At 33.7% G+C, this 25,086-nt stretch carries 9 protein-coding genes; all 9 read right to left on the reverse strand.

Going from position 1 to position 25,086, the window contains the following annotated elements; translation table 11 throughout:
* Window positions 1-2 precede the first annotated feature (2 nt).
* The 9 genes from ablA to MKY46_RS13250 are packed head-to-tail and all read right to left on the reverse strand — an operon-like array spanning window position 3 to window position 24,820.
* Window positions 3-1,391, reverse strand: a complete 1,389-nt coding sequence (gene ablA, locus MKY46_RS13210) for a lysine 2,3-aminomutase (protein WP_330493258.1) — start codon at window positions 1,389-1,391, stop codon at window positions 3-5.
* Complete coding sequence (locus MKY46_RS13215; protein ID WP_058844597.1) at window positions 1,381-2,169, reverse strand: thioesterase II family protein; 789 nt, start codon at window positions 2,167-2,169, stop codon at window positions 1,381-1,383. The genes ablA and MKY46_RS13215 overlap by 11 nt, the downstream gene beginning before the upstream one ends.
* Before the next feature lie 2 nt (window positions 2,170-2,171).
* A complete protein-coding gene (locus tag MKY46_RS13220) occupies window positions 2,172-5,369 on the reverse strand; it encodes an AMP-binding protein (protein WP_340834455.1) in 3,198 nt (1,065 codons plus the stop codon).
* 22 nt (window positions 5,370-5,391) lie between these two features.
* Window positions 5,392-10,248 (reverse strand): amino acid adenylation domain-containing protein, encoded by a 4,857-nt coding sequence (locus tag MKY46_RS13225; RefSeq protein WP_340834458.1) that lies wholly within the window; start codon window positions 10,246-10,248, stop codon window positions 5,392-5,394.
* A 22-nt stretch (window positions 10,249-10,270) separates the two neighbouring features.
* On the reverse strand, window positions 10,271-11,524 hold the full coding sequence (gene fabD, locus MKY46_RS13230; RefSeq protein ID WP_340834460.1) for an ACP S-malonyltransferase: 1,254 nt from the start codon (window positions 11,522-11,524) through the stop codon (window positions 10,271-10,273).
* Window positions 11,525-11,565: 41 nt separating this feature from the next.
* Window positions 11,566-15,414 carry a beta-ketoacyl synthase N-terminal-like domain-containing protein gene (locus MKY46_RS13235; RefSeq protein ID WP_340834462.1) on the reverse strand — a complete coding sequence of 1,283 codons (3,849 nt, stop codon included), beginning with the start codon at window positions 15,412-15,414 and terminating at the stop codon, window positions 11,566-11,568.
* Window positions 15,392-16,705, reverse strand: coding sequence for an MFS transporter (locus tag MKY46_RS13240; protein ID WP_058844580.1), 1,314 nt, complete (start codon window positions 16,703-16,705; stop codon window positions 15,392-15,394). The genes MKY46_RS13235 and MKY46_RS13240 overlap by 23 nt, the downstream gene beginning before the upstream one ends.
* Complete coding sequence (locus MKY46_RS13245; protein ID WP_340834463.1) at window positions 16,702-24,105, reverse strand: condensation domain-containing protein; 7,404 nt, start codon at window positions 24,103-24,105, stop codon at window positions 16,702-16,704. The genes MKY46_RS13240 and MKY46_RS13245 overlap by 4 nt, the downstream gene beginning before the upstream one ends.
* Window positions 24,098-24,820 (reverse strand): 4'-phosphopantetheinyl transferase family protein, encoded by a 723-nt coding sequence (locus MKY46_RS13250; protein WP_230593783.1) that lies wholly within the window; start codon window positions 24,818-24,820, stop codon window positions 24,098-24,100. The genes MKY46_RS13245 and MKY46_RS13250 overlap by 8 nt, the downstream gene beginning before the upstream one ends.
* Window positions 24,821-25,086: the final 266 nt, after the last annotated feature.

Raw genomic sequence — 25,086 nt, forward strand, 5'->3', positions numbered from 1 at the left:
ATCTAGCATTTATTTATTTTCTGTGCTTGTACTATTTTCTTTTGTTTTAAAAGATCTCTATTTTCTCTTTTATCCTTTAATGTCTCTGCCCCCTCTTCTTTATATCTTTCTCTTAATTTATATCGCGGAAGATTTGTAGGTACTAAGCTTTTCGAAGGTTCAGCCTCTAAAAGCTTTGAAACGCCTGTTGATTCGTATGATTTTAAATCATACACTTCAGAGAAATAACTATCGGCTGTATCTGACTCATAGTGCTTTATCTCTGGATAAGAAGAAATAACGCCTTCATAATTTCTTAAAACGACTTTCTCAGGACTGTGAGAAAGTATATAATTTGGCTGTAAAGCTATCTTCCCACCTCCGTTTGGTGCGTCTACTACGAATGTTGGTACAGCATAACCAGAAGTATGTCCTCTTAAAGATTCAATTATTTCCAATCCTTTAGAAATAGGCGCTCTAAAATGGCTAATCCCTTCAGACAGATCACACTGATAAATATAGTATGGTCTAACCCGGATTTTAACTAAATCATGTACTAATTTTTTCATTATTGGCACGCTATCATTTATGCCTGTCAGAATAACAGATTGATTCCCAACTGGAACCCCCGCATTGACCAATTTCTCACAGGCTTCTTTCGCTTCATCGGTTAATTCTATCGATGTATTGAAGTGTGTATTTAGCCATACAGGATGATATTTCTTTAAAATCGTACACAAATCATCCGTTATTCTTTGAGGAAATACTACTGGTGCTCTAGTACCAATTCGAATGATTTCAACATGCGGTATGTCTCTTAAACTGCTTAAAATATATTCGAGAATTTTGTCATTAATTAATAAGGCATCTCCGCCCGATAATAAAACATCTCTGACTTCTTTATTATTCCTAATATAATCAATAGCTCTATCAAGCTGCTTTTTAGGTACTGCCATCCCCACCTGTCCAGAAAACCTTCTTCTTGTACAATATCTACAATACATGGAGCATTGATTGGTTACCAAGAACAATACTCTATCAGGATACCTATGAGTTATACCTGGTACAGGAGAATCTTCATCTTCATCCAACGGATCTTCTAGATCATAGTGACTCTTCATAATTTCAGCAGATAATGGAACAGATTGCATGCGTATTGGACATCGTACATCATCTGGATTCATTAAAGATGCATAATAAGGAGTTATATTCAAAGGTATTGTTTGTAGAGAAATTTTCACTCCTTCTTCTTCTTCAGCAGTTAAGTTGACAACTTTCTTTAAATCATCTAACGTTTTAATAGTGTTCGTTAATTGCCAATGCCAGTCATCCCATTGCTCTTGGGTAATATCTTTCCAGAGTTCAATTTCCCTATAATGTCTTCTTTCACCTGGTTTAAGTTTAGTCTGCATGAATCACCTCTCCTTTGATGTTGGTATAAATAGTCATGAGTTCCTTTGTCAATTCTTTCGCAGGCTCCTCATTCTCACTTAAGTAAAAATGACCACCATTAAAATACTTACACTTATAGTCATTGAGCGTCATTTTCTCCCATAGTTTCACTTCCTCATCAGGAACTGCTGAATCTTGTGCACCTAGCCAAAGTTCCATTGGATAGTTGATAAATGCTTTGTCATCGAATTTAAATGTATCAAGTAAATGAAAATCTCTGCCTGTAACATCAACGATTGAATTGAACAGCTTCGAGTCAGACTCAAGCTCATTTGGCACTCCACCTAGCCTTCTAATATCTGCTATGACACTTTCCCTCGTTCGCCTTGTAAACGGAGCTTCAGGATGCGTCGCATTATTAGATACAGTTATAGGGGACCTAGCAGCTGAAATAATTAATTTTTGAATATATTGACTTTTATCATCCAGTAAACTTGATAAAGCATAGACAAATAGTCCACCTAAACTATGACCAAATAAAACGGCTGGGCGATCAATATAATGAAATACTGTTTTAAAAAGATATTCTTTTGCCTCACAAAATGTTGATAGAAACGGTAAATCATTAGTCATTCCTCTACCAGGTAATTCGAACAAACATACTTCTATATCTTCAGATAAATCTCTCACTAAAGGAACCATCGAAAGTGCCGAACCTCCAGCATGATGAAAACATAGCAATTTTAATTTTGCATGTGGATTTGGGTTATATACTAGATATCCTTTTTCTTGTTTCATCTTCACAATCTATGACCACCTATTATTTTCATAGCTTCCTCCACTGAAAGCTCGCCTTGTTTCACTTTTTCCAGTACTTCAATTTTGCTGTAAGATGGAACAGTACTTTCTTGGATAGGCACAGCTTCTTTTCTAGCCGTAATTTCTTCTACAAACCGATTAATCGTTGGATATCTGAAAAGATCACCAACTACAAACTCATACGAAGGCAACACTTTTCTAAGTAAGTTATATAATTTCAGTACAATTAAAGAATGGCCACCTTGATCGAATAGGCTACGATTCAACTGTACCTTTTTTCCTAAAACTACTTCCCATGTCTCTCTTACAATATCAACCATATCTCCTGACATTGAGATAGTCGATGTATCGGTTAACTGATTAAGTAATTCTTCAGCTTGTTTCCTTAGCAAAACTCTATCAATCTTGCCATTCGTATTGCGGGGTAGCCTTTCTAAAGGAACAATAATATTCGGAATAGCAAAATCCGGAAGTATCTTAGAGATACTACTATTAATGGTCTCAATACTTTGGTCTGTTCCACTTATAAAGGCAATTAAAGTATTTTCACCGTTATTACTTGGAAGACAGATAACAAAACATTCCATACCTGGTTGAAGGGATAATAACGCGTTCTCTACTTCTCCTAATTCTAATCGATAGCCTCGAATTTTTACTTGCTGATCAATGCGCCCATAAAATTCAATCACTCCATTAGCGTTCAACCTAACTAAATCACCAGTCCGGAAGTAGTTAACATCATTCAGAGTATAACTATTTGAGGTAACTAAACCCTCCTCGGTTACATAGCCTTTTGTTACTTGTTTCCCTCCAATGTGTAGTTCACCTATCATGCCAGGGGCTACCGAATTACCTGATTTATCAACAATTCTCACTATTGTTCCTGGTAATGGTTTACCTATTGGACAAAGTCCGGATTTAGAACTGTCATGATTGTTATTACATGTATAAACTAGAGACTCAATTGTACATTCACTTAGACCATAACCATTGTAAAAATTGACGCCGTCCCAAAGCATGTCACATATTTCATTCTTTTCTTCAAGTCTGAACGTATCAGCACCTACCACTATCGTTTTTAAATCTTTTAAGATAATATTTACCTCATTTAAATAGTGAATAAATTCCCTTACTAAAACAGGTGTTGACTCCAAAAACGAAATTTTATATTTAGCTGCCATTTCTGCTAAATATGCCATATCAATTCTTTTATCTTCCTCGCAAACGAACAAGCAGCCATTCGTTGACCATGCCTTCAGCAAATCACCTAAAAAAACATCGGATGTCCAACTCCCTAGTTGAAGAACATGTTGTTCACTAGAAAGGTCATAAAATTGTTTCCAGCTTTGGATTAGTTGTAACAACCCTTCTGCTTTCAATGAAACAATTTTAGGTTCCCCTGTACTACCAGAAGTAGAAATATAATATGCCACATCTTCCGAATTAAATCTGTAAGCCTCGCTCATCATTTCTTTCTCATCCATACTACGTTCAATAATGGTTGGAATGTTATCTAGGAATAATGATGTTTTTGGCTGCAATATGTCTAATGTACGTTTAGTTCTTGCTTCAGGTATACTCGTATCAATAGCACACCATGCCGCACCTATTGTCCAAGCAGCAAAAATACCGATTGCTGTTTCAATACTTTTCTTTCCTACCAGTGCAACTGTATCCCCGCTCTGTACTCCTTCTTCGAGCAGTTGATTTGCCACAATATTGCTATATCTTTTCACATCACGGTAACTTAAATTTCTTTGACCATCTGAAATGGCTAAGGAGTCATCCCTATGGTCTCCTAAAATGGATTGAATTGAAAAATTTTCAGACGTAGTAGAAAATTCTGTCGTCAAAACATTTTTTAAATATAGCTCTTCGCCTTGTGTTAAGTTAATATTTTGGACCAACATATTATTATAGTTATCTATATTTTCAAATATATACTCAAGTGAATCTAGAAGTCTTAGAAGCTCCGTTTTCTCATAACGTTGTTGATCCCAACCTAATCGTAAGCATATGGAGTCTTGCGTAATATCAAATGTTACCGATAATGGATCAGAGCTTGTTCCATATTGGTGAACCAAATCACCATTCTTTTTATTATTTAAAGTTCCCTTGAAATTTTGGAAAATGACAGAGGTTTTAAAGATTTCTGTATCTCCAGACACCCCACCAAACTGTAATAATTTAGAATACGGAACTCCGCTGTTTTCAGAAACATCTTGCAGATGATCCATTGTCTGTAGACATACTTCTTTTAATGTTAGTTCATCTTCTATATCTATTTTGACTGGTAATGTGTTTATAAGCATTCCATTCATATCACTCGACTCTATTAATTGATATGGCCTTAATGCAAAAGTAGATCCTACGTATAGCTTATTCGTATGTTGATATCGATTGATTAACACGCCCCATATTGTTAAAGCAATACTTGAAGTTGTAACTCTATTCTTTATGCTATAGGCATGAAGATTTTCTGCCGCTCTCTTGCTTAACTCTTTATCGATATACATGAATAATGGCTTTTGAGTAATATGTTGTGACTTTTCTATAGCTAATGTTTCGGCTTCAGCTAAATCACTTAATACATTTCCCCAATATTTTTCCAGTCCTTTTTGATACATTGGATCACTAATATAATGTAAATAAGGTTCTATATCTGGACGAATAGCTAATGAAGTGACATCCTTATTTAACAGCTTAAAGAAATCTTCAAGTGTTTGAGCAATTGACCAACCATCCATAATGATATGATGATGCACCCATACTAATAAGTTTTTAGATGGTTTCCAGTTTTGAATAAGATAAAATTGTTGCGTCTTATTCAGCATCGTTTGCTGTAGCGTACCAATCTCACTTTTAAACCAATTCTCTATATTCATAAATTCATCTTGAACCCTTAAATAATTAACCTCTACTACATTGATGTCTTCTACATTGTTTTGAATAATTTGGATTGGTTCTATCTCTTGCTGCCACTCAAATTTTGTTCTTAATGCTGGGTTGGCTTTGGCAGTATTTAACCAAGCATCTTGAATCTCTTGGAATGTAAATGAATTAGGAATTTCATAAGATAAAATTTGCCAATATGCATCTGATGTTGGGTCCTTTAACGTTTCCATTAACATAACTAGCTGCAATGGTGTTAACGCGAGTTTCTTATCATTTTGTAGCATTCTATACTAACCTCCTTCCATATTATTTAAGTATGAGAGACATTTCTGATACCGTCGGGTGCTTCAAAAAGTCTTTCGGAGTAATGTCAATACCATTGGTACGCAATTTAGATACTATTTGAAGAGATTTAATGGAATCTCCACCGATTTCAAAAAAGTTATCATCAATACCTATTTCATTAACCTTTAGTACTTCAGCCCATATTTCTACAATTGATTTTTCCAGTTCAGTTGTTGGCTCCCTGAAATTATTTTGAGCACCATCGGAAAGGTATTGTGAAGCTTCTAAGCTAAGTAGTTTTCTGTCTCTTTTTCCGCTAGATGTTAATGGTAATCTATCTAACTCAACGAACATTGATGGGATATACGTTGCCGGTAAATCTTTAGAGACAGCTTTTTTCAAGTCATTTCTACTTAGACTATCTTTTAAATTTAAAGTGTAGAAGCAAACTAAACATGGTTTGTTATTTTGATCATTCCCTAATACTACCGCTACATCATTAACTTGTGGTTGCTGTATTACACATGCTTCAATTTCTTCTATCTCAATCCTTACACCGTTTACCTTAACTTGTGAATCCTTTCTTCCTAGAAAATCTAAACTGCCATTCGCTGAAATTTTTACCAAATCACCAGATTTGTAAAAGGTTTTACCATTTCGCTCTACAAAAGCTTTACTTGTTTCTATTTCATCCTTGAAATAACCTTTTGCTAAAGAAGGCCCTCCAATCATTAATTCACCTGGAAAACCTTTTGGAACTGGTAGCCCAGCTTCATCGACAACTTCTATTTCTACATAAGGTAATGGAAAACCAATATTATAGTGATCTTTTGTTACCTGTTGAACAGTAACTTCAATCCCTGCCTCAGTTGGACCATATAAATTGAATGCTTCGACTTGTGGTAACAACTCATTTATTTTTTTAGCTAATGGAGCTGGCAGAGCTTCCCCACTTAAATGAAGATATTTTAATGGTAAATTGTAATCTTTTTGAGAGTCCATTTCATTGAGCATTAATTGCAACACAGAAGGGACAAAATGACACAAGTCAATTGACTTATCACTAATAAAATTCAATAAACCTAAAGGATCCCGATGCAAGTCTTTAGGAGCAACAACTAACGTAGCACCTGTACAAAGGGTATAAAATATTTCCCAAACAGATACATCAAATGTATATGGCGTTTTAAACAATGTTTTATTACCAGGTTTAATCTTATTTTGGTTTTTTTGCCATTCAATGCGTAAAGAAGCCCCTAAATGTGGACATACTACACCTTTCGGCTCACCCGTCGATCCAGAAGTAAACATAAGATATGCTGGATCATGGACAGAGACACTCCTCATTGCTTTTACATTATTTTTAAAGCTATTTTTTTCTAAAGTATTTACAATTTCCCATTCTCCATAGGGTATTTCATCTATTGTATTTACCATTAAAACTTTTGGATTTAATCTCGCTAATAATTTCTGTGTTCTTGCTATAGGATGCTCCGTATCTAAAGGAACGTATACTGCGCCTGCCTTCAGAACACCTAGTATTACTGCGATGACATCAATTCCCCTGTCCATATAAATAGGCACATAATCGCCTTTTGCAATACCCATTGATAGCAGTAATGAAGCATATTTTTCTGCTTCTTGATTGAGTTGTTCATATGTTAAAGCTCTATCCAGCTCTTGAATGGCAATATAATCCTTATATTTTCTCGCTGCCTCTTCAAATTGACAGTGTAGTGGCTTAGCCTTTTGTATTAGTCCTCCATTATCGTTAGCGGATATAATGGAACCTTTTGTAAATGCAGAACTCCACAAATTATCTGGTTCATTAATTAATGAAGCAAGTAATCTAAAATAATTCTTCACCAACAATTGAATCTCTACTTCTGTGAAATGAGCAAATGAATATTCTATATGTCCTTTTACTTCTCCGTTCTCCACATTGAAGAAACAACTTAAAGGAAATCTTGATCCACCAGTATCTTGCTCGATAAAACTTGTGTTGATATTCTTTAAATCCATTTCAAGATTCACTTTAAGACTGAATGTATTATTTACTACATCAAAATACTCTCTTTTATCAATGTTAGCCGCAATATCAACAATAGAGAAATCTCCATGAGCAATATTTTCATGTACAGTGTTACTGATTTCATGCAGGAGCTCTTTAAAGGAGGCATTTTTATTTAATGAAAGCGTTAAAGGAACTAAATTAACAAACATGCCAACATCATTTAAATTTTCATTTGTCCTACCATGATAAGGAACTCCTATCGTTATTGTGTCCTGCATACAATATTTTGTTAAATTTAGTGCCCAAGCAGTTAGTAATATTGTAAACTGACTCAATTTCATCTCCTGCGAAAATTGATCAATTTTTTTACCTAGCTCTCTAGTGCTTTCAATCTCAAAAATCTTTCCAATTCTTATATATTCTTCGGATTTCTCTCGAATAGGCAGTTGAGCGAGTTTAAATGTCTTAGATTGCTCAACCCAAAAATCCTTTAAATTTTGATCCTTTGATTTATTAACCAATTTATTTATATTATTATATAAATTTTCAGAACTACTTGATTTGATGTCATCTCTAGTAATTTCCTCATTATAAACTTTAGCTATATTTTGAAGTATATTTTTTAAAGATAAGCCATCACATACAATATGATGAGAGACAAGTACAAAAACGGCTCCAGCATTCTCTGTATGAATGACTGCCCCTCTAAACAATACATCGCTCTCTAACTGGAAAGGTTGATTATAAATTGTCTTTGCAAGTGAGCGTGCCTCCTCCATATTTTTCACCTGTAAGATTTGAATGTGATGATCCACGTGCTCTGCTATCTCATCTATATTTCTAATTTTTTGTTCAATTCCATAGGAGGCATTTTCTCTAAAATTCACAAAAAAGGCAGCATTTTTCTTAATGTTATGCACAAAGGCACTATAAAACTTACGTTCATCGAAAAGACCGTTAATATGAAAAGTAGCACCTACATTATAAAATGGATTTCCTTCATTTGTTTTCCATAAATACCAAAGCCCTTTCTGCATACTCGTTGCAGGGAACCACTCGTTTTTATTATATACAGTAGGTTCATTGTTTGTTGATAGGGCTGGTAAAGTAGAAAGAATATCCAATAAATTACATGGTTTTCTCTGTTGCTGTACTTGCCATGGTAAACAATCAACATGAAACGCTTTTGACACTTTCACAGCAATTTCTGCCGCATCTAAGGAATTTCCTCCAACTTCAAACAAATCTGTTTGTGATGAGCATTTTAAGTCTAAGGTAGAAGAAAAAATATCAATAATCTTCTGCAAAGACTCACTTATATTCGTTGAAGATTCACTTAATTGTTTTCTGTTGAAATAGTCAATATGCTGTTTGTTCAACAATTCTCGATCTATTTTCCCGTTTCTAGTCAACGGTAAATGTTTATGAAAAATAAGTTGAACTGGTATCATATTGTTAGGCAGCTTGTCTTTTAAATAGCTAAATAATTCGAGTTCTGAAATAGAGGATTCCTCTTCTAATACAATGGATGCTGTCAATAGCGTATTTGAAGCTATATGTATTGGTAATGCTATAGCTTGACTTACTCTATTATGTTTTTGAAGAGTACTCTCTATATCCCCTAATTCAATTCTCACTCCATTAATGCTTAATTGAAAATCTTCCCTACCATGGAAATGGAACTTCCCTTGAAGATCTCTGCTGACGACATCCCCAGTGTTGTAGGCTCTTACATTTTCACCGTCAATGTCTAACTGTTTAAATTTTTCATTTGTCTCATGCGGCAAATTAATATATTCTCTTGCTAATCCCTCACCAGATATCCATAATGTTCCTTTTCTATCAACTTCATGAATGATTTGTAAATTTCGATCTAAAATAAAACACTTTACATAAGGTAAAGCAGAGCCTATATGAGGTAGCTTTTTCGCCTTACCATCCGCTCTCTCCACAATTCCAGAAGTACTTACAACAGTCCCTTCACTTGGTCCATAATTGTTTACTACATGAAAAGGTAAATCTTTTGAAGGGTACTTTGTTAGTTTATCTCCCCCTACCAAAAGATATTTTAAAGCTACATGACTATGATCCCAGTCGAGTTCCATTAGTCGCTCTGCAATTGGCGTAGATACAAATGAATGCGTTACTTGATGCTTTATCCAAGTATTTTTTAATAGCTCTGGGTTCAGTCTTTCATCTTTTGTCGTCATATAAATAGATGCTCTTGAAGCTATTGCCCCCCAAATCTCCCATATGGAAGCGTCGAATCCAGGTGAAGAGGTTAAAGATACTATTGAATCTTTTGTCACATCAAACGTTTTTGTATGCCAATCGATTAATCGATTTAAAGATTGCCACTCAACGACTACACCCTTAGGTTTGCCTGTAGTACCTGATGTAAAGATAATATAAGCAGCTGATTTTACAGAAAAATGAATATTTATGTTAATTTCCTTATGATCCAAGTTAAAATGTTGAAGAGCATCATCAAGCTTAAAAGTGATCTGATCTTGAAAAGCATTTGCCTTATAAATATCCTGATGCGTAATTATTATGCTAGGTTTGATATCGTCAATGATGTTGTCGATTCTGTCCTTTGGTGTCTCTGGATCGATACAAACAATAACTCCACCAGCAATAAATGTGGATAAATGTGCAACAAGAAGAGCTGGTGACCTTCTAAGAACAATCAAAACATTTTGTTCAGCACCCGGTTTAATCCCCTTCTCTTGCATTGCGGTTGCTAATTTAAACGCTTTATTAGCCAGTTGTTTTAAACTGTATTTATTTTGATTGAACCATAAGCTTTGTTCGTCATAGTAATTGATTTCTTCACTAAAAAAACTTTCATAGAAATTTGACATTCTATTACCCCAATCTAACAAATTATTTAGAAGCATTAATTTTTAGATATTTAGAATATAAATTTGGATTTGCGATTGATAATTTTAGAAATTCCAGTGTTTCATTTTTAGGAAACCCTTTATGCATTAAAATGGAAAAAAATTGTTGAGATAAACTTGCAACTCTGTGAGATTCCACTGTCATTTGTTTGCTCTCTTTCATCTCTTTTAATTCCTGTTTAATGATCTGATAGGGAGAATGGATTTCTTTCTCAAAGTCCTGCTTATCGATTTTCTCTTTAAAAGGAGTCCCAATAATAACTCTTAAACACGCTTGTAAAAAGTGGATAGTTTCTTCTATTTTGAATGTATTTTCATTAAGATTATTTAAAATAGAATGGATGCCATTTTTCTCGTTAACAGGTATTGCCCGATAGTCAGGATATTCCATCTTCATAATATCCGTTAGAATCGTTTTAGGACCCATCTCAATAAATGTGCCAACGTCTTTATTAATGAGTACGTCCATAACTTTTGGCCATCTCACACTTTCCGTAAGTTGTCTACTTAATTGATCTGCTATTTCGTCAGCCCTACTATATAGTTGACCTGAAGCACAGGAAAATATAGGATATCGACAATCATTCATCTGTGTTTGTTGCAGAGCTGCTTGAAATCTTTTTTCTGCTGGCTTCATGAGTCTACTATGAGCAGGAACACTAACAGGTAATATCTTTGTAACCGCTCCCTTTTTCTGTAACTCAATGGAGGCCTGCTCCAATGCATTTTTATGACCACTTAGTACGATTTGATTTGTCGAATTAAAGTTTGCAACAGTTACATGATTATTGTCAGTATCTATTCTTTGACATACTGCCTCCACTTCTTCTCCAATAAGTCCAAAACAAACAACCATACCGCCATCTTGAGTACATTCACTCATAGCAGTTGCACGAAGCTTTACTAATTCAACTGCCTTGGCAAAAGGGATTCCGTCGGCAGCAACTACTGCCGACAGTTCACCTAGACTATGTCCAGTTAAATAGAGTTTTTTTACATCATTATTTTTTTTAAATATCTCCCAGCAGGCAATGCTATAAACTAGAATTGCAGGCTGAACTATTACCGTATTACGAAGTTCTCCATTTTTATTTTCACATGCTTTCAATAAATCATAGCCTAATATATCGCTAGCCTCATTATACAGATCACGAGCTATTTGATAATTTTTGTATAATTCTTGTCCCATAGAATCGTATTGTGAACCTTGACCTGGAAATACAATTGCAGTGTTCAAACGATATCCCTCCCAATGTTAATAGTCATTTTCCTTTCAACTCAATGCTTATTCAATAGTAGAGATAATGCCTCTTCTGATGAAATGTCATCACTTTCAAATGCCTCAAGAATATCGCTTAATTCATCTTTGGCATTATAAAAATGATCGCAGTATACAATTTGGTCTTGGAATGTAGGATTACTATATAAATCAGAGATTTCAAATTTTAAATCAATGAATTTATTTTTAAATAAATGAACAAATCTTAAAGCACTTAAAGAACTTCCTCCTAAACTAAAGAAATTATCAATTTCTTTAATCGTTGAAATACCTAAAACTGTTTTCCAAATTTCACGTATACTCGCTTCAATCTCAGATAGTGTAAACTCACTTTTCACTACTACTTCTTCCGTTGAAATACTTTCGTTTTGATTATTTTTTGACTGATTAAAGCGCTCTACTTCGTTCCAAAAACGCTCGCCAAATGGAATTTTAATAACTGGTTTAAGATAATGGACTTGCTCTAAATCAAAACGTGAAATCAGACTCCATTCATAGCCTTTAGTGAAAAATAAGTTCAATGAATTTTGGAAATCTACAAAATCAATTGGAGGTATGGCCGTATCACTCCCAAAATCTTTTTTATCGTCTAGTATTAACGTAAAGTTCATCGTTTTACCGTTGATTCCTTTTTGATTCAAATACCCAGCCATCGAGTCTAAATATTGATTCACAGCGCAGCATTCACTTGCAGATTTTGTACCCATTAAAGAAGAGATTGAAGAAAATAGGATAAAGAAATCTAATGGCTCTGGATTTAATTCCTTTTCCACTAAATAAGTGCCGATTACTCGGTTATGAATACCTTTTTTGAATTGACTAAGCGTTAATTCTTTTATCCATAGATGGTAAAGTTGTTTGACTAACATGAACGCTCCATTGATTTCACCAAAATCTTGTCTAATTTTCGCAAATGTTTCTTTAACAGCATGTTCATCTGTCACATCACACTGCAAGATTGTAACTGTAGAACCTCGACTTTCAATCTCCATAATTGACATCAGTTTATAAATCAACATTTCATCTTCTGGTTGATTATTCTCAATAATCTTTGCCCATTCCATTCGGTCTGGTAATAAATTTCTAGCTAATAAAATTATATTGACATTTTGCTTTTCACTTAAAAACTTCCCTAATTGAACACCTAAATATCCTGTACCACCTGCAATAACATAGTTTCCATTCGCTCTTACTATAATTTCATTGCCATTAAAGTCATCGCTTTGTCTTTCAATAACTTTTGTATATCTTTTTGATTTTCTAAATGCCACTAATTCTGGGCGATGATCTTTATCTTGTTGTAACTCTTTTAATAATTGTGTAGCAATGTCTTGAGAACTTCCGTCTAAATCATGATCGATCGAATAGGATGAAATAGTCGGCTGTTCCTGTGAGATAACTTTCGCTAAGCCAAAAGTTGTTACCCTAGCAGGAATTATTTTTTCATTGTCCTGAACTTGCTCTGTTAATGACGACATGACATTTAATTGAATTGGATGTGTAACTTCAAACTCTAATAACATCTTTGTTATATTGAATAGTGAGAAAATACCTTCTTCTTGGGATTTCTCCATATTTTCTTTTGTTTCCATTGTTTCATCTAAGTGCTTGAATGTGTAAGAATGGATAATCCCTTTTAAATTCCTTAATTCATCCACACCTATATTTTCAAACAGCTTATACATATCTTTTTCGGAATTTATGTCAATACCATATTGTTCCGTTGTATATTTTACAAATTTGTCTGATTCAAGTACTTCAATTATTTTTATACCTAAAGCAGCCATTCTATTTTTTAGCTCAACTATATTTTCATCATCTTTATTCACAAAGAAAAGCCAAGTTGATCCTGCTTTTAATGCTACATCAGTAGTCGTATTATCATAAGGATAATATAACCATTTCTTTTCGAAAAATAGCTCTTTCGTCTGATTTTGGAATGCCTCTTTACTAGATGGCCATATTCTTCTTGTATTAAAAATACTGACTGGCAACGGAAGTAATTGCCCATCTTTAAATAATTCGCGACATTCCTCTGTAACATTGTTACCTTCTAAGTATCGCTGCATTAGCGCTTTATCTGCTGATGATGAAGCGGTAAATTCATCTAGATTTTTAATACTATCAACTTGTGTTTCATGTTCATCAGCTAAAAATATGCCTTGTGTATAAAAATTCTTCGGGACCTTTTCAAATGTTCTTACATTTAATAATCTTTCGACTTTTCGAAGTAGTTCATGACAATCGCTTGCAAAAATACATACTCTAGACTGTTCATGGCTTCTTCTATTATTTAATGTATAGGCTAAATCTTGAATACTGTAATTTTCATTATTTTTAAGATGACTAGCTAAGGTTTTTATTTGATCCCAAAGCGCTCTACGAGTTTTACTTGAAATAAACAACGGTGTCAGTTTTTCAGTTACTTGCTCCTGTTTATGATGTCGATACTCCTCTAGTACCACATGAACATTCGTGCCACTTATGCCTATTGAATTAACACCTGCTCTTAAAATTTTATGCTCATCAAACGTTTTATTTTCTGAGCTGACTTTGAACGGTGTTTCTTTGAAGCTTATTTTAGGATTTTCTGCTACAAAATGATTAAGACCTGGAACTGTTCTTTTTTCGATGGATAGTACAGCTTTTATTAATCCTGCAATACCTGCAGCATCACCCATATGGCCAAAATTCGACTTAATTGAACCTAATTGACATTCAACAGTCTTATTTGATTTTTGTAGATAGGCCTTTTTAAGTCCCTCTACTTCGAGTAAATCACCTACTTGAGTACCTGCGCCATGCGCCTCAACAAAATCAATATCATTAAATGATAACTTTGCATCTTCCAGAGCATCCATGATTGCTTTAGATTGAGCGTCAGGATTCGGAACTTGCATCCCATTTGATGCACCATCGCTACTTATACTTGAACCCTTTAAGACAGTATGAATGTGATTGTTGTCGTTTATAGCATCAGATAATCTCTTTAGAACAATAGCAGCAACCCCTTCACCTCCGATAATTCCATCTGCACTTTCATCAAATGGTGAACATCTATATTTTGTGCTTCTTACAACATAATCAGGCGCTTCCTCTTCCCAATAAGGAAATAAATTCAAATTCACTCCAGCGACTACCGCTAAGTTACAATCCCCCTGCTTAAGCGCATTTTTAGCAACATGAACAGCGGCTAAAGAAGAGGAACAACTCGTATTAATTGTCATAACTGGACCTTTAAGATCGAATGCATATGATAAATGGTAGCCCAGATTAGCAGGTATATTTGAAATAAAAGCCCGCTCATCTTTTTCTTCAAATAAATTTAAATAATCAAATGCAGGATGAGGAGTATGCGCTATAAATACGCCAGTATTTGAATCCTTTAGATGATTTTCCTTGTATCCTGCCATGTACAAGGACTCTAATGCAACCTGTAAAAACAAACGCTCCGCTGGCCCCATAAATTGAGCTTCATGTTCATTCAATCCGAATTGTTCAGGGTCAAACTGTTCAATGTTCGTTAGCCATGAGCCATACGATCTTGGATCATTCGTTAAATTATTTTTCAAATGGTTATACATGTCATGCAATTTAGGGTTAGAATTAACAATTAAATCAAAACGCTCTTTTGAAAATTCAGTCACAAAATCCTTTTTATTTATGAGACCTGTCCATAGATCATCCAGGTTTGAGACATTAGGAAATCTTAAAGACATACCAACAATTGCGAGTGGTTCACTTGTTTCTTTTTCCATTTCATCTAGTAAATTTAATGCTAAATTTGTATCCAACTTATTTTCTTCTACTAAACTTAATATTTTTTTAGACATTGTGCTGTACATCATTTTCTTCTCTCCTATCAAAGTCTTTAATGTATTTTAGTTGAGCGAAAATTGCCACAGTTAATATAATTAAGCCTCCAGCTAGTAAGAGTAGTGTCCCATACACTCCTCGTTCTCCACTACCTAAATAAGGGATAATATTTACGTTTGAGGCAACTAATTTATCAGCAAGTATTCCTCCTAAAATGTAAGCGACGGGTAATGAAATCCAAGCGAATGTTCTAGCAATTGAAAAAACTCTTCCTAATAAATTGGGCTCCGTATGAAGTTGAATTAAAGTTAGTGTACCTGTATTAACCACTGGCAGTAATAACCCTAAACCACCCCAAAAAACGGCAATTAATAGCATATTATTGAATAACCCTGTTAACGTTATAAAAACACCAATACCAAAATTCGAAATTAGTACTAACCATATGATGTGTTTCTTCAATTTGATGAATGACATTAGTATTCCGCCTAATACCATCCCTCCTCCATATATAGAGCTTAGTAAACCAAATTGTTCAACAGTTCCAAAGCTCAATATATACGGCTGTCCAACTACTTGATTGAACCCTAGTGCAAAATTTAAAACCGTAAATAGTAACACTAACGTAAGAAGTGATTTATGCTTGATTAAATAATTGAAACCATCTTTTAGATCACCTAAAATGGAGTTATTTTCATTGCTATCTTCATTGTCACTGTTCTCTTTCACACTTAATTTTGTCCAAAGTATTAAGAGAATAGGAATGGCAATACAATAAGTAACTAGCTCTGCCCCAATGATATAGATAATACTTCCAAATCCCATTATTACACCACCAATAACAGGACCCAGAACATCACTAGTCGACGATGCCATGGAAAATACACCATTAGCTCTAGATAACTTTTCCTTTGGCACTAGGTTAGGTGCTAATGTTTGTAATGCTGGTGTTTGCATAGAGCTAACTATAGAAAGAGATATAGCACCAGCAATTACATGAACCATACTTATATTCCCTAGTAAAAGGGAGGAGAAAATTATTGAAGAAATAATTAGTCCAATAATATCTCCTAGTAATATTAATAATCGTGGACCTTTCCTATCTATCCAAATTCCTATAAAAGGCGATAACACAATTGCTGGTAGAAATCCTGCAACTAAAACGACCGCAAAACTAGATACTTGACCTGTACTTTGGTAAGCCCAGACACCAAGCCCAAACCTTGCAACAGAAGAACCTAATAAAGATATAAAATGAGTAGCTACAACCATTAAAAAGATTGTAAATCCTCTGTTTGTTGGTTTGCTAAAATAAGTTATCATGTACTTTGGGGCTCCTTTGCATTTCCACTACATTCAACCAAAGCTTCTTCAAACTTAGATAAGAGATGTTGAGCTTTTTCATTACTAATCACTTGTGTATCTACCTCTAAGCTTAGATTAAGTTTTCCATCCAAAATAAAGATGTTTATTTCCAAAATATTAGAAAGTTCATTATCAGGATGAATAGCAGGGGCCTGAGGAAGATTTGAGGAGTACTGTAGCACTCCGTTCCCTCCATTTTTACTATTTGTGGAAGTACTAATATCGTTATCAAAATCCCCTAAATAATTGACCAATATTGATGGTTGAATATGCGTAATGTTGTTATTTTCTTTGATCCACCTTGCTATCATAAAGTCCAGTCCACTGCCAATTTCGCTCAATGCTTGTCCAACTGTGTAAAGCATTTCTTCGACAGTATTTATTGTCACCTGTAGCGGATACATCGTAGTAAACCAACCTATTGTTCTACTAAGATCTAATGCTGATTGGCGACTATCTCGTCCATGCCCTTCAAAGTTAAATAACACATCTTTTTGACCAAATATTTGACTAAACGCTTGAGCAAATGTTACGGCAATAAGAACATCAGGTTTATAAATTTCTGAATGTTTTCTAGCATTTAAAAATTGCTTTGTACTTTCCTCACTTAGCGTTTTCGTTACATGATATCGATCCTTAAATAAATAATCTTTTCTGACAGGCTGAATGCATAATGGATGTACATTTTCCACATCTATATTTTCCCAATAAGAATAATTCGTGTGTAATTCTTTTTTATACAATTCTCCTATCCAATCCGAAAATTGCGTCATAGGGAAGCTGATCTTATCTTCACCATTTACAATAGCTACATAATTATTTTCTAATTCCTCTAATAGAACCCTCCATGAAACTCCGTCAACGACTAGATGGTGAATAAAGAATGTTAAAATAGGCTTCTTAGATGTTAGGAACACTACTGCTCCTATTGGTAATACCTTTCCAAAATTAAAGTTATTTTGTAATTGGAATTGAATCTTTTCAATTTCTTCTTTTAACATACTTGGAGGTGTTAATTTTAGATCTTTCACAATTAGCTTAAATTTGTTGACTAAGCTTGGTTCAACAAAAGCCTTTGGTTTGCTCTCGTTCACATCAAACCATGTCAGCAAGCTCTCATTAACTGAAATAATTGATTGGAAAGACTTTTCTAAAGCAGCCACATCCACTTTCTCAGGCAATTCTACTGACATTAATAAGTTCCAATAGTGGGCATGTTTAAATGTTTGTTGGAAGAACCATCTTTGCATTGGAGCAAGTGGAATCTCCTTAGAACTTAATTCCTGCCATTCTTTTTGAATGTCCATTTCTTTAGTAGTGTTCATAGCGATTTTTCGAATACTTCTACAATTAAAGATATGGTCAATTTTCAAATTAATATTTTTTTCCTTTGCCTTTGAGATAAACTTTAATGCCTTGATGGAGTCTCCTCCAATTTTAAAGAAATCAGAATCAATGTTAAATTGACGGTCACTTAAAATCCCTTTTAGTATAGACAGCAACTCTCTTTCAACCTCTGTCAAACTACTAATATCATCTGTCTGAACTATTCTGTCGTCGTATAATTCAGGGCTTGGCAGTGAAAGTCTATCTACTTTTCCACTATTAGCCATTGGAATTTTTTCTATTTTTTGATAATACGTAGGAATTAAAGATTCTGGTAAATATCGTAAAAGGTACTTTTCAATATCTCTTTGATTAATCTCTTGTTGACTGATTAAGTAAGCACACAGCTGTTCACCAGATTCATTTTTATATAATTTAACCACAGCATCTTTAATACTTGGGATTTCTCGCAAATATCTTTCGATTTCTTCTAGCTCCACTCTATGGCCACGAATTTTAACCATATTATCTTTACGTCCATAACAAACGATTTTACCGTTAGGCAATACTTGCCCCAAATCCCCTGTCTTATATAAATAGCCTGAGTGTAAATGATTAATATGATTAGCTATAAACTTAGTTCTAGTTAAATTAGGCTCTCCCAAATAGCCTAGGGCAACACTCTCACCACTTAATACGATTTCACCAACACCATATGAAGGGACTAGCTGATTCTGATTGTTCAAAATGTAAACAGAAGTGTTATGAATCGGTAATCCGATTGGCGCATGGATATAATCTGAATGTAAATCTTCTTCCGTTACTTCATGATAAATCGTTCCAACAGTAGCTTCAGTTGGCCCATATTCATTAATGATACGAGCATAAGGGAATTGATCTCTCAACGTTTTACATAATGATATATCTAAAGCTTCTCCCCCTAGGATGAAGCACTCTACATTTGGTGCAAATCTCTCATCCTCAATTAAATACTGGATCTGTTTAGGTGTGCCTTTTATCGTTATTGTTTCTTTTATTTTGGCTACACTTTCAAAAGCCTGATCGATTTCTCCTTCACAGCATATTATTTTTCCACCCGTTATTAACGGAATAAACATGGAAGTAATCGTTAAATCGACAGATATTGAAGTGAAAAATGGCATATTTAACGATCTTCCAGTAGGTGAATAGTATGCAGTAGCCCAGTTCAAATAATTATTAAGGTTTTTACCTGAAACAACTACACCTTTTGGTTTTCCAGTACTACCGGATGTAAAGAGAATATATGCAGGAGAAGTTTTAGCAAAAGAATTTAACTCAATCTCTACATGCTCGTCTAGATGAATTGCTTCACTTAGCATATTTTTAGAGCTGCTTTGTTTATATTTTGCGCTCTTCTCTTTAACAATGATGACAGCATCAAATCTATATTGATTTAGCTCATTGCTTACAGTGTATGTCTTCTCAGAACATTCAATTTGTATATCAGCACCGATATCACTGAGAAGCTCTTTTAAAATTTCTTCATTAATAAATAAATCTGTATCCCAATCTAATTTAGTATTCTTATCCATATTTTCTTCTTTAAATGCTTGTAAAGAAGAGACAAATTCATCTTTTTTATCGATATTTAATAAATCTCCCAAGAAGATGATTCCGCCCTCTTTTAAAGAGTCAATAGCTTTTTGAAGTACCACCTTTAAATAGCCATAGCTCGGGAAACAATGAATAACACTATTAATGACAACCGCATCTAATGCTGTTTCAAACTTCTTAAAGGCATGAGCCTTGGAAATGTCAAATTGAATATTGTTAAAGTTAGATTTTTGGGCAATCTGTTTATTCCTCTCGATAATGGAGGAAGATAAATCCATAGCTGTATATGTTTTCGTATATGGAGCAAGAGCAAAAGTTGTCAAACCTGAGCCACATCCAAGCTCTAATACATTTGAATCTTGAGGTAAATACTTTCTTATTTTGTTTACTGCATTTTCGGCATACTCTTGCATTTCTAAGGAACTGAAAGCTTCACCTGTATAACTACTATTCCAACCACTAGCCTCTATTTCTGTTTTCTGCCCTTCTGCAAAATAGTTCCACAAAGATTCGTTCATTAATTCACTTGAATCAACAACAGCACACTGATCTAAATCTGTTTCTCCTAACACCATAACCGTTTGAATATTGTCATTTTCAAATAACAGCCTATTACACAATGAATAGAATTTCTTTTCTGAAATAATAACGTTAGCTTGACTTTGTTTGATAATAGATTCAATTCTTGCTTTTGGATTTTTAGGTGATACAGGTATAAATGTGACATTACTCATTAAACAAGATAAAATACCTAAAATGGCTGTTCTATTATTGTCAGAAATAATGACAATATTTTTGATTTCACTGTTGCTGTTCAATAATTTTCTTGCTATTGATTTACTTCTATCTACCAACTCTTGATATGTTAATGAGCCTTCGTTATCTTCTAATGCTGTTTTTTGTGGGTTCTTTTCTGCCATCATTAAAATGGTATTTAAAAAGTTTCTGCCGTCTTCGACAAATTGACCATTTATAACACTTTTACTATTTTCTACATCGGTGTTATTTAATTCATGCTCATGTAAAACCATTTCTAGTATTTGTAAATACGTTTCAATTAATGAATCAATAAATTTAGATGAATATACACCGTCATAATACTCAAGGTTGCAGAATAACTCTCCACTTGGTAATTCAACGAATTCGAATTCAAGATCCCATTTACTAGTTTTGTGTTCAGAAACAATAGGTGTTAATTCTGCATCGTCAAAAGCTGATGTCGTATTTTTAAATTTAAAATTTTGAAGTGCCACGTTTATATTAAATAAAGGTGAACGACTAGTATCTCGAGGTAAATCTAATTTCTCCACTAATAAATCGAAAGGATATTCTTGATGCTTAAAGCTATCCAATAACATGGTCTTGACATTTCTTAATAATGTAAGGAAATCATCCTGTTCTTCATAATTAATCCTTAATGGGATAGTATTTGTGAATAAACCAATAATTTTCTCTAATTCTTCATTCAATCTTCCAGATACTGGTGTCCCGATCACCATATCCGTATCTCCAGTCATCTGATTAATAAGTTTAAATACACTTGAAACTAAAACCATGTATAATGTACTTTCATTTGTATTAGCAAAAGTTCTTAATTGATCTGCTAATGTAGCACTAATATCAAACCTTTTTAGCTTTCCTGTATAGCGGAAAGTACTTGGTCTTAATTTATCGCCTGTGATTTCGGTAATCGGAAGACTTCCGCTTAATGTATGAAGCCAGTAATCTTCATGTTGTTTAAATCTACCACTTTCTATATTTTCACGTTGCCATGCAGCAAAATCTACATACGTATTTTCTATTTGTGGCAATGTTTCATGTATATTATTACTACTATTGTACAAAGTGAAAAGTTCATCCGATAATAGCGATAATGACCAGCCATCTACTATAATATGGTGCATCATTAAAGCAAACAGACTTTTATCTTTTCCTGTTTTATATACAAATACTCTTAAAAGGGGTCCCGTTTCCAAATCATACGGAGTTTCTTTCCAACGATTTATTTGATCCATAGCTTTTGCTTCAGCATTATCTTCTAAATGAAAATCTTTGTATTCAAATAAATAGTTTGGTTTTTGCAGTATTTTCTGTTTATTTCCATTCTCATGCTTTACAAAAACTGTTCTTAACGATTCATGTCTCTGTGAAAGTAAATCGAATGTTTGGCGTAATCTCTCAATGTCAACTAACCCGTTAACTTTAAAAATAAACGGAGTATTGTAAACCATTTTTTGATCTGTTAATTGTTCTATAATGCTTAATCTGTTTTGACCGTATGATAATGGATATTCATGATTTTCTACACTAATTTGAGGTATTTCCTCTGTTGATTTTGAATGATCATTGTTTAATTGTTTACTTAGTTGTTCAAATGTAAGGAATACATCATCTAATACAAAGTCTCTCTTAAATTGTTTTTTCAAACGAGTAATAAATTGTAGCCCTGAAAGAGAATTTCCACCTACTGATATAAAACTATCCGTCTGCTTAATATTCTCTGTTTCTAGGATTATTTCTGCTAAACGAATGATTTCTTCAAGATTTGTTTTTCCTTTTACCTCTATAGCCTTTACGCCAGCCTCACTCTGTAACCAATAAGATTTCTCATCAAAGTAGTATGTAGGTAAAGAAATTTTATGATTCTTCTCATCTTGGAATTGTTTATGCCAACTACATTTTTCACCTGTAATAAAATCTTCTGCCAATTTTTTGATATTGTGATCGTCATGGGTTGTCATATCAATAATTTTTTCCCAATTAGCCATATCAAGATTGATTAAATTTTTACATGCGGCTATTAGATCGTCTATTGTCTCAGCAATAATGGCTACTCTTATTTCATGATGCTCCCTACCTGTACACATCGTATATGCTAAATCACTTATATTAATCATATCCCCAGTTAAATTGGAGAAATGTTCAATAGTCCCTCGCAAAGATAATTCAGATTTAGCAGAAAAAGGAATAACATATGCTTTTTTATTAGGATCTTTCTTATGGATTTCAGTCTTCGTTGGAGCTTCCTCTAATAGTAAATGTACATTTGTACCATTAAAGCCAAAACAACTTACACCAGCTACAATAGGTTCATTTTCTTTTTTATTTTTTTTAATATTAAATGGTAATGTCGGAATAAAAACTGGAGAATTGACAAAATCAATATGTGTATTTGGTTCAACTAAATTTATTGTAGGTGGAACTATTCCTTTTTTTATTACATGTAGCGCTTTGATTACACCCGATAAACCTGCAGCTCCATCAAGTAAGTGGCCAATATTTCCCTTCACAGAACCAATTGGCAAAAATTGTTTATCATTATTACTTCGTTCAACTGCTTCTTGAAGGCCTCGTATTTCAATAGGGTCACCTAAATGAGTACCTGTGCCATGCGCTTCAATATAGTCAATTTGCTCAGGCTTAATGCCAGCTAAATCCCAAGTTTCGGCTAATAAATCTGCATGTGCTTTAGGATTTGGTGCAGTAATACCTGCTGAAGTACCATCATTATTTACTTTAGAGGCAATTATAACAGCGTGGATATTATCATTATCTTCTATTGCTTGATCTAAAGGTTTTAATAACAGCGCTACTGCCCCTTCTCCTCTTCCTATCCCACTTGCTGAGTCGTCAAATGGCTTACACTTTTGTTGCTCAGACATAATACCCGCAGCATTCATAAAAAGTTTTTCACTATTTATTGGATAAGGAAAAATATTAACACCACCGACTAATGCCGTTTCACAATCATTATTCATTAAACCCACACAGGCTTCGTGAATTGCCAACATTGAAGAGGCACAGGTAGCATTCACAACATAAGACGGTCCTTTTAAATTAAAAATATAAGAAATTCTTGAGGCCGTAAAAGCAGGAATATTACCTGGAACACTTAATGGTGTGAATTCAGCCAATCCTTCAGAGTAATTGGTCATAGCTGCTGAAATGTAAACACCTGTATTTGAATTTTTTATACGACTCCCTGCATAACCAGCATCTTCAAAACATTGGTATGCAATTTGAAGGAATCTACGCTGTTGTGGATCCATCACTTTTGCTTCAGCAGCTGAAATATTAAAAAATCCAGCATCAAATTTATCAATTTCATCTAGCCATGCTGCATCCCAAAACGGCTTCTCCTTTGAAATTTTAAGTTTTTCCATATTATTAACAAGGAATCCCTCACACAACGCTTTCCTACTATCACTTAATTCTGTTATTTTGTCCTGTTCATTGCTTAAAACATTCCAAAATTCATCAAAATTTTTAGCACCAGGTAATTCCGCAGAAATTCCGATAATTGCGATCTTTTTATCTACTTTCGGTTTAGACTCACTTTTAATTTCATTCACCGATTCAATGATTTGTTTCGCTGCATTTTTTGTTAGTTCTTTATTTTTAAGAAGATTTAAAACTTGAGGTATTAATTTACTCATAATATTTATCCTCCTCTAATATCAGATTATTCAAAAAATATTTTTCTAAAGCCGAAAACTCTTTTATCTTTAGTTGTTGCTCTGATGGAAATTCATTCATTTTACTGCATACGGAAATTTTATAACCATTAATCAAGTTATATTGCTTGAAATAATAAGGATAAGGACTAATATTTTGTTCAATTGAAATTTCATTATTACTAGTCTCTATGGAGAAAGAATCTAAAGGAATGCTTAAACCTAATCCAATATTTTTCACAAAAGCTTCCTTCAAAGTCCATAAATCATAAAAATGTTCTTTTTTCCTTTCAGTTGGCGTTTGTTTGTACGAAGCGTATTCTATACGTGAAAAATAATTTTTAATTATTTCATCATCGTAATTAGCTTTCATCTCTTCAATATCAATTCCTACATCACAATTGCCAATGACACATATGACCCATTCACCTGAATGAGAAATGTTAAATTCATAATCTCCATTGATACAGTATGGCTTCCCATATGTATTCGTTTGGATATTTATTTCAGAAGGATGACATTTTAAATGCTTCATCAATAAATATTTCATCAACAATTCAGCTATTAAGGATCTATATGCATCTATTTTATTTAAGTAAGCTTCTATTCTTCTTGCTTTTTTTGTACATACAAAATTCATTAGTTCAGAATAATTTGAAATATGTACAGGTACTTTAATTAAACAAATTTCTATCACATATCACGCCCCCAAAATGTTCTCCACAACCCCAGAGTAAAAATTCCTTAAAATTACATTAAAGGATATTTACTTATAAAAACAAATCTATTTTCCAATTACAATATTAAACACCCTGGAATAAATAGTCAATAAATAACCTGCCTTATTTTATAAAAAATACCAATTATGTTATATTTACCATTCGTTGTTCTTAGTCTATGAGTATTTACATAGAGTCTTGTTAGAACTACTAAAAATCACAAAAAAAAAGGATTCTTCCCTAT

Origin of the sequence: Lysinibacillus sp. FSL M8-0355 (assembly GCF_038008985.1) — a bacterium.
In the GTDB taxonomy this organism is placed as follows: Bacteria; Bacillota; Bacilli; order Bacillales_A; family Planococcaceae; genus Lysinibacillus; species Lysinibacillus fusiformis_D.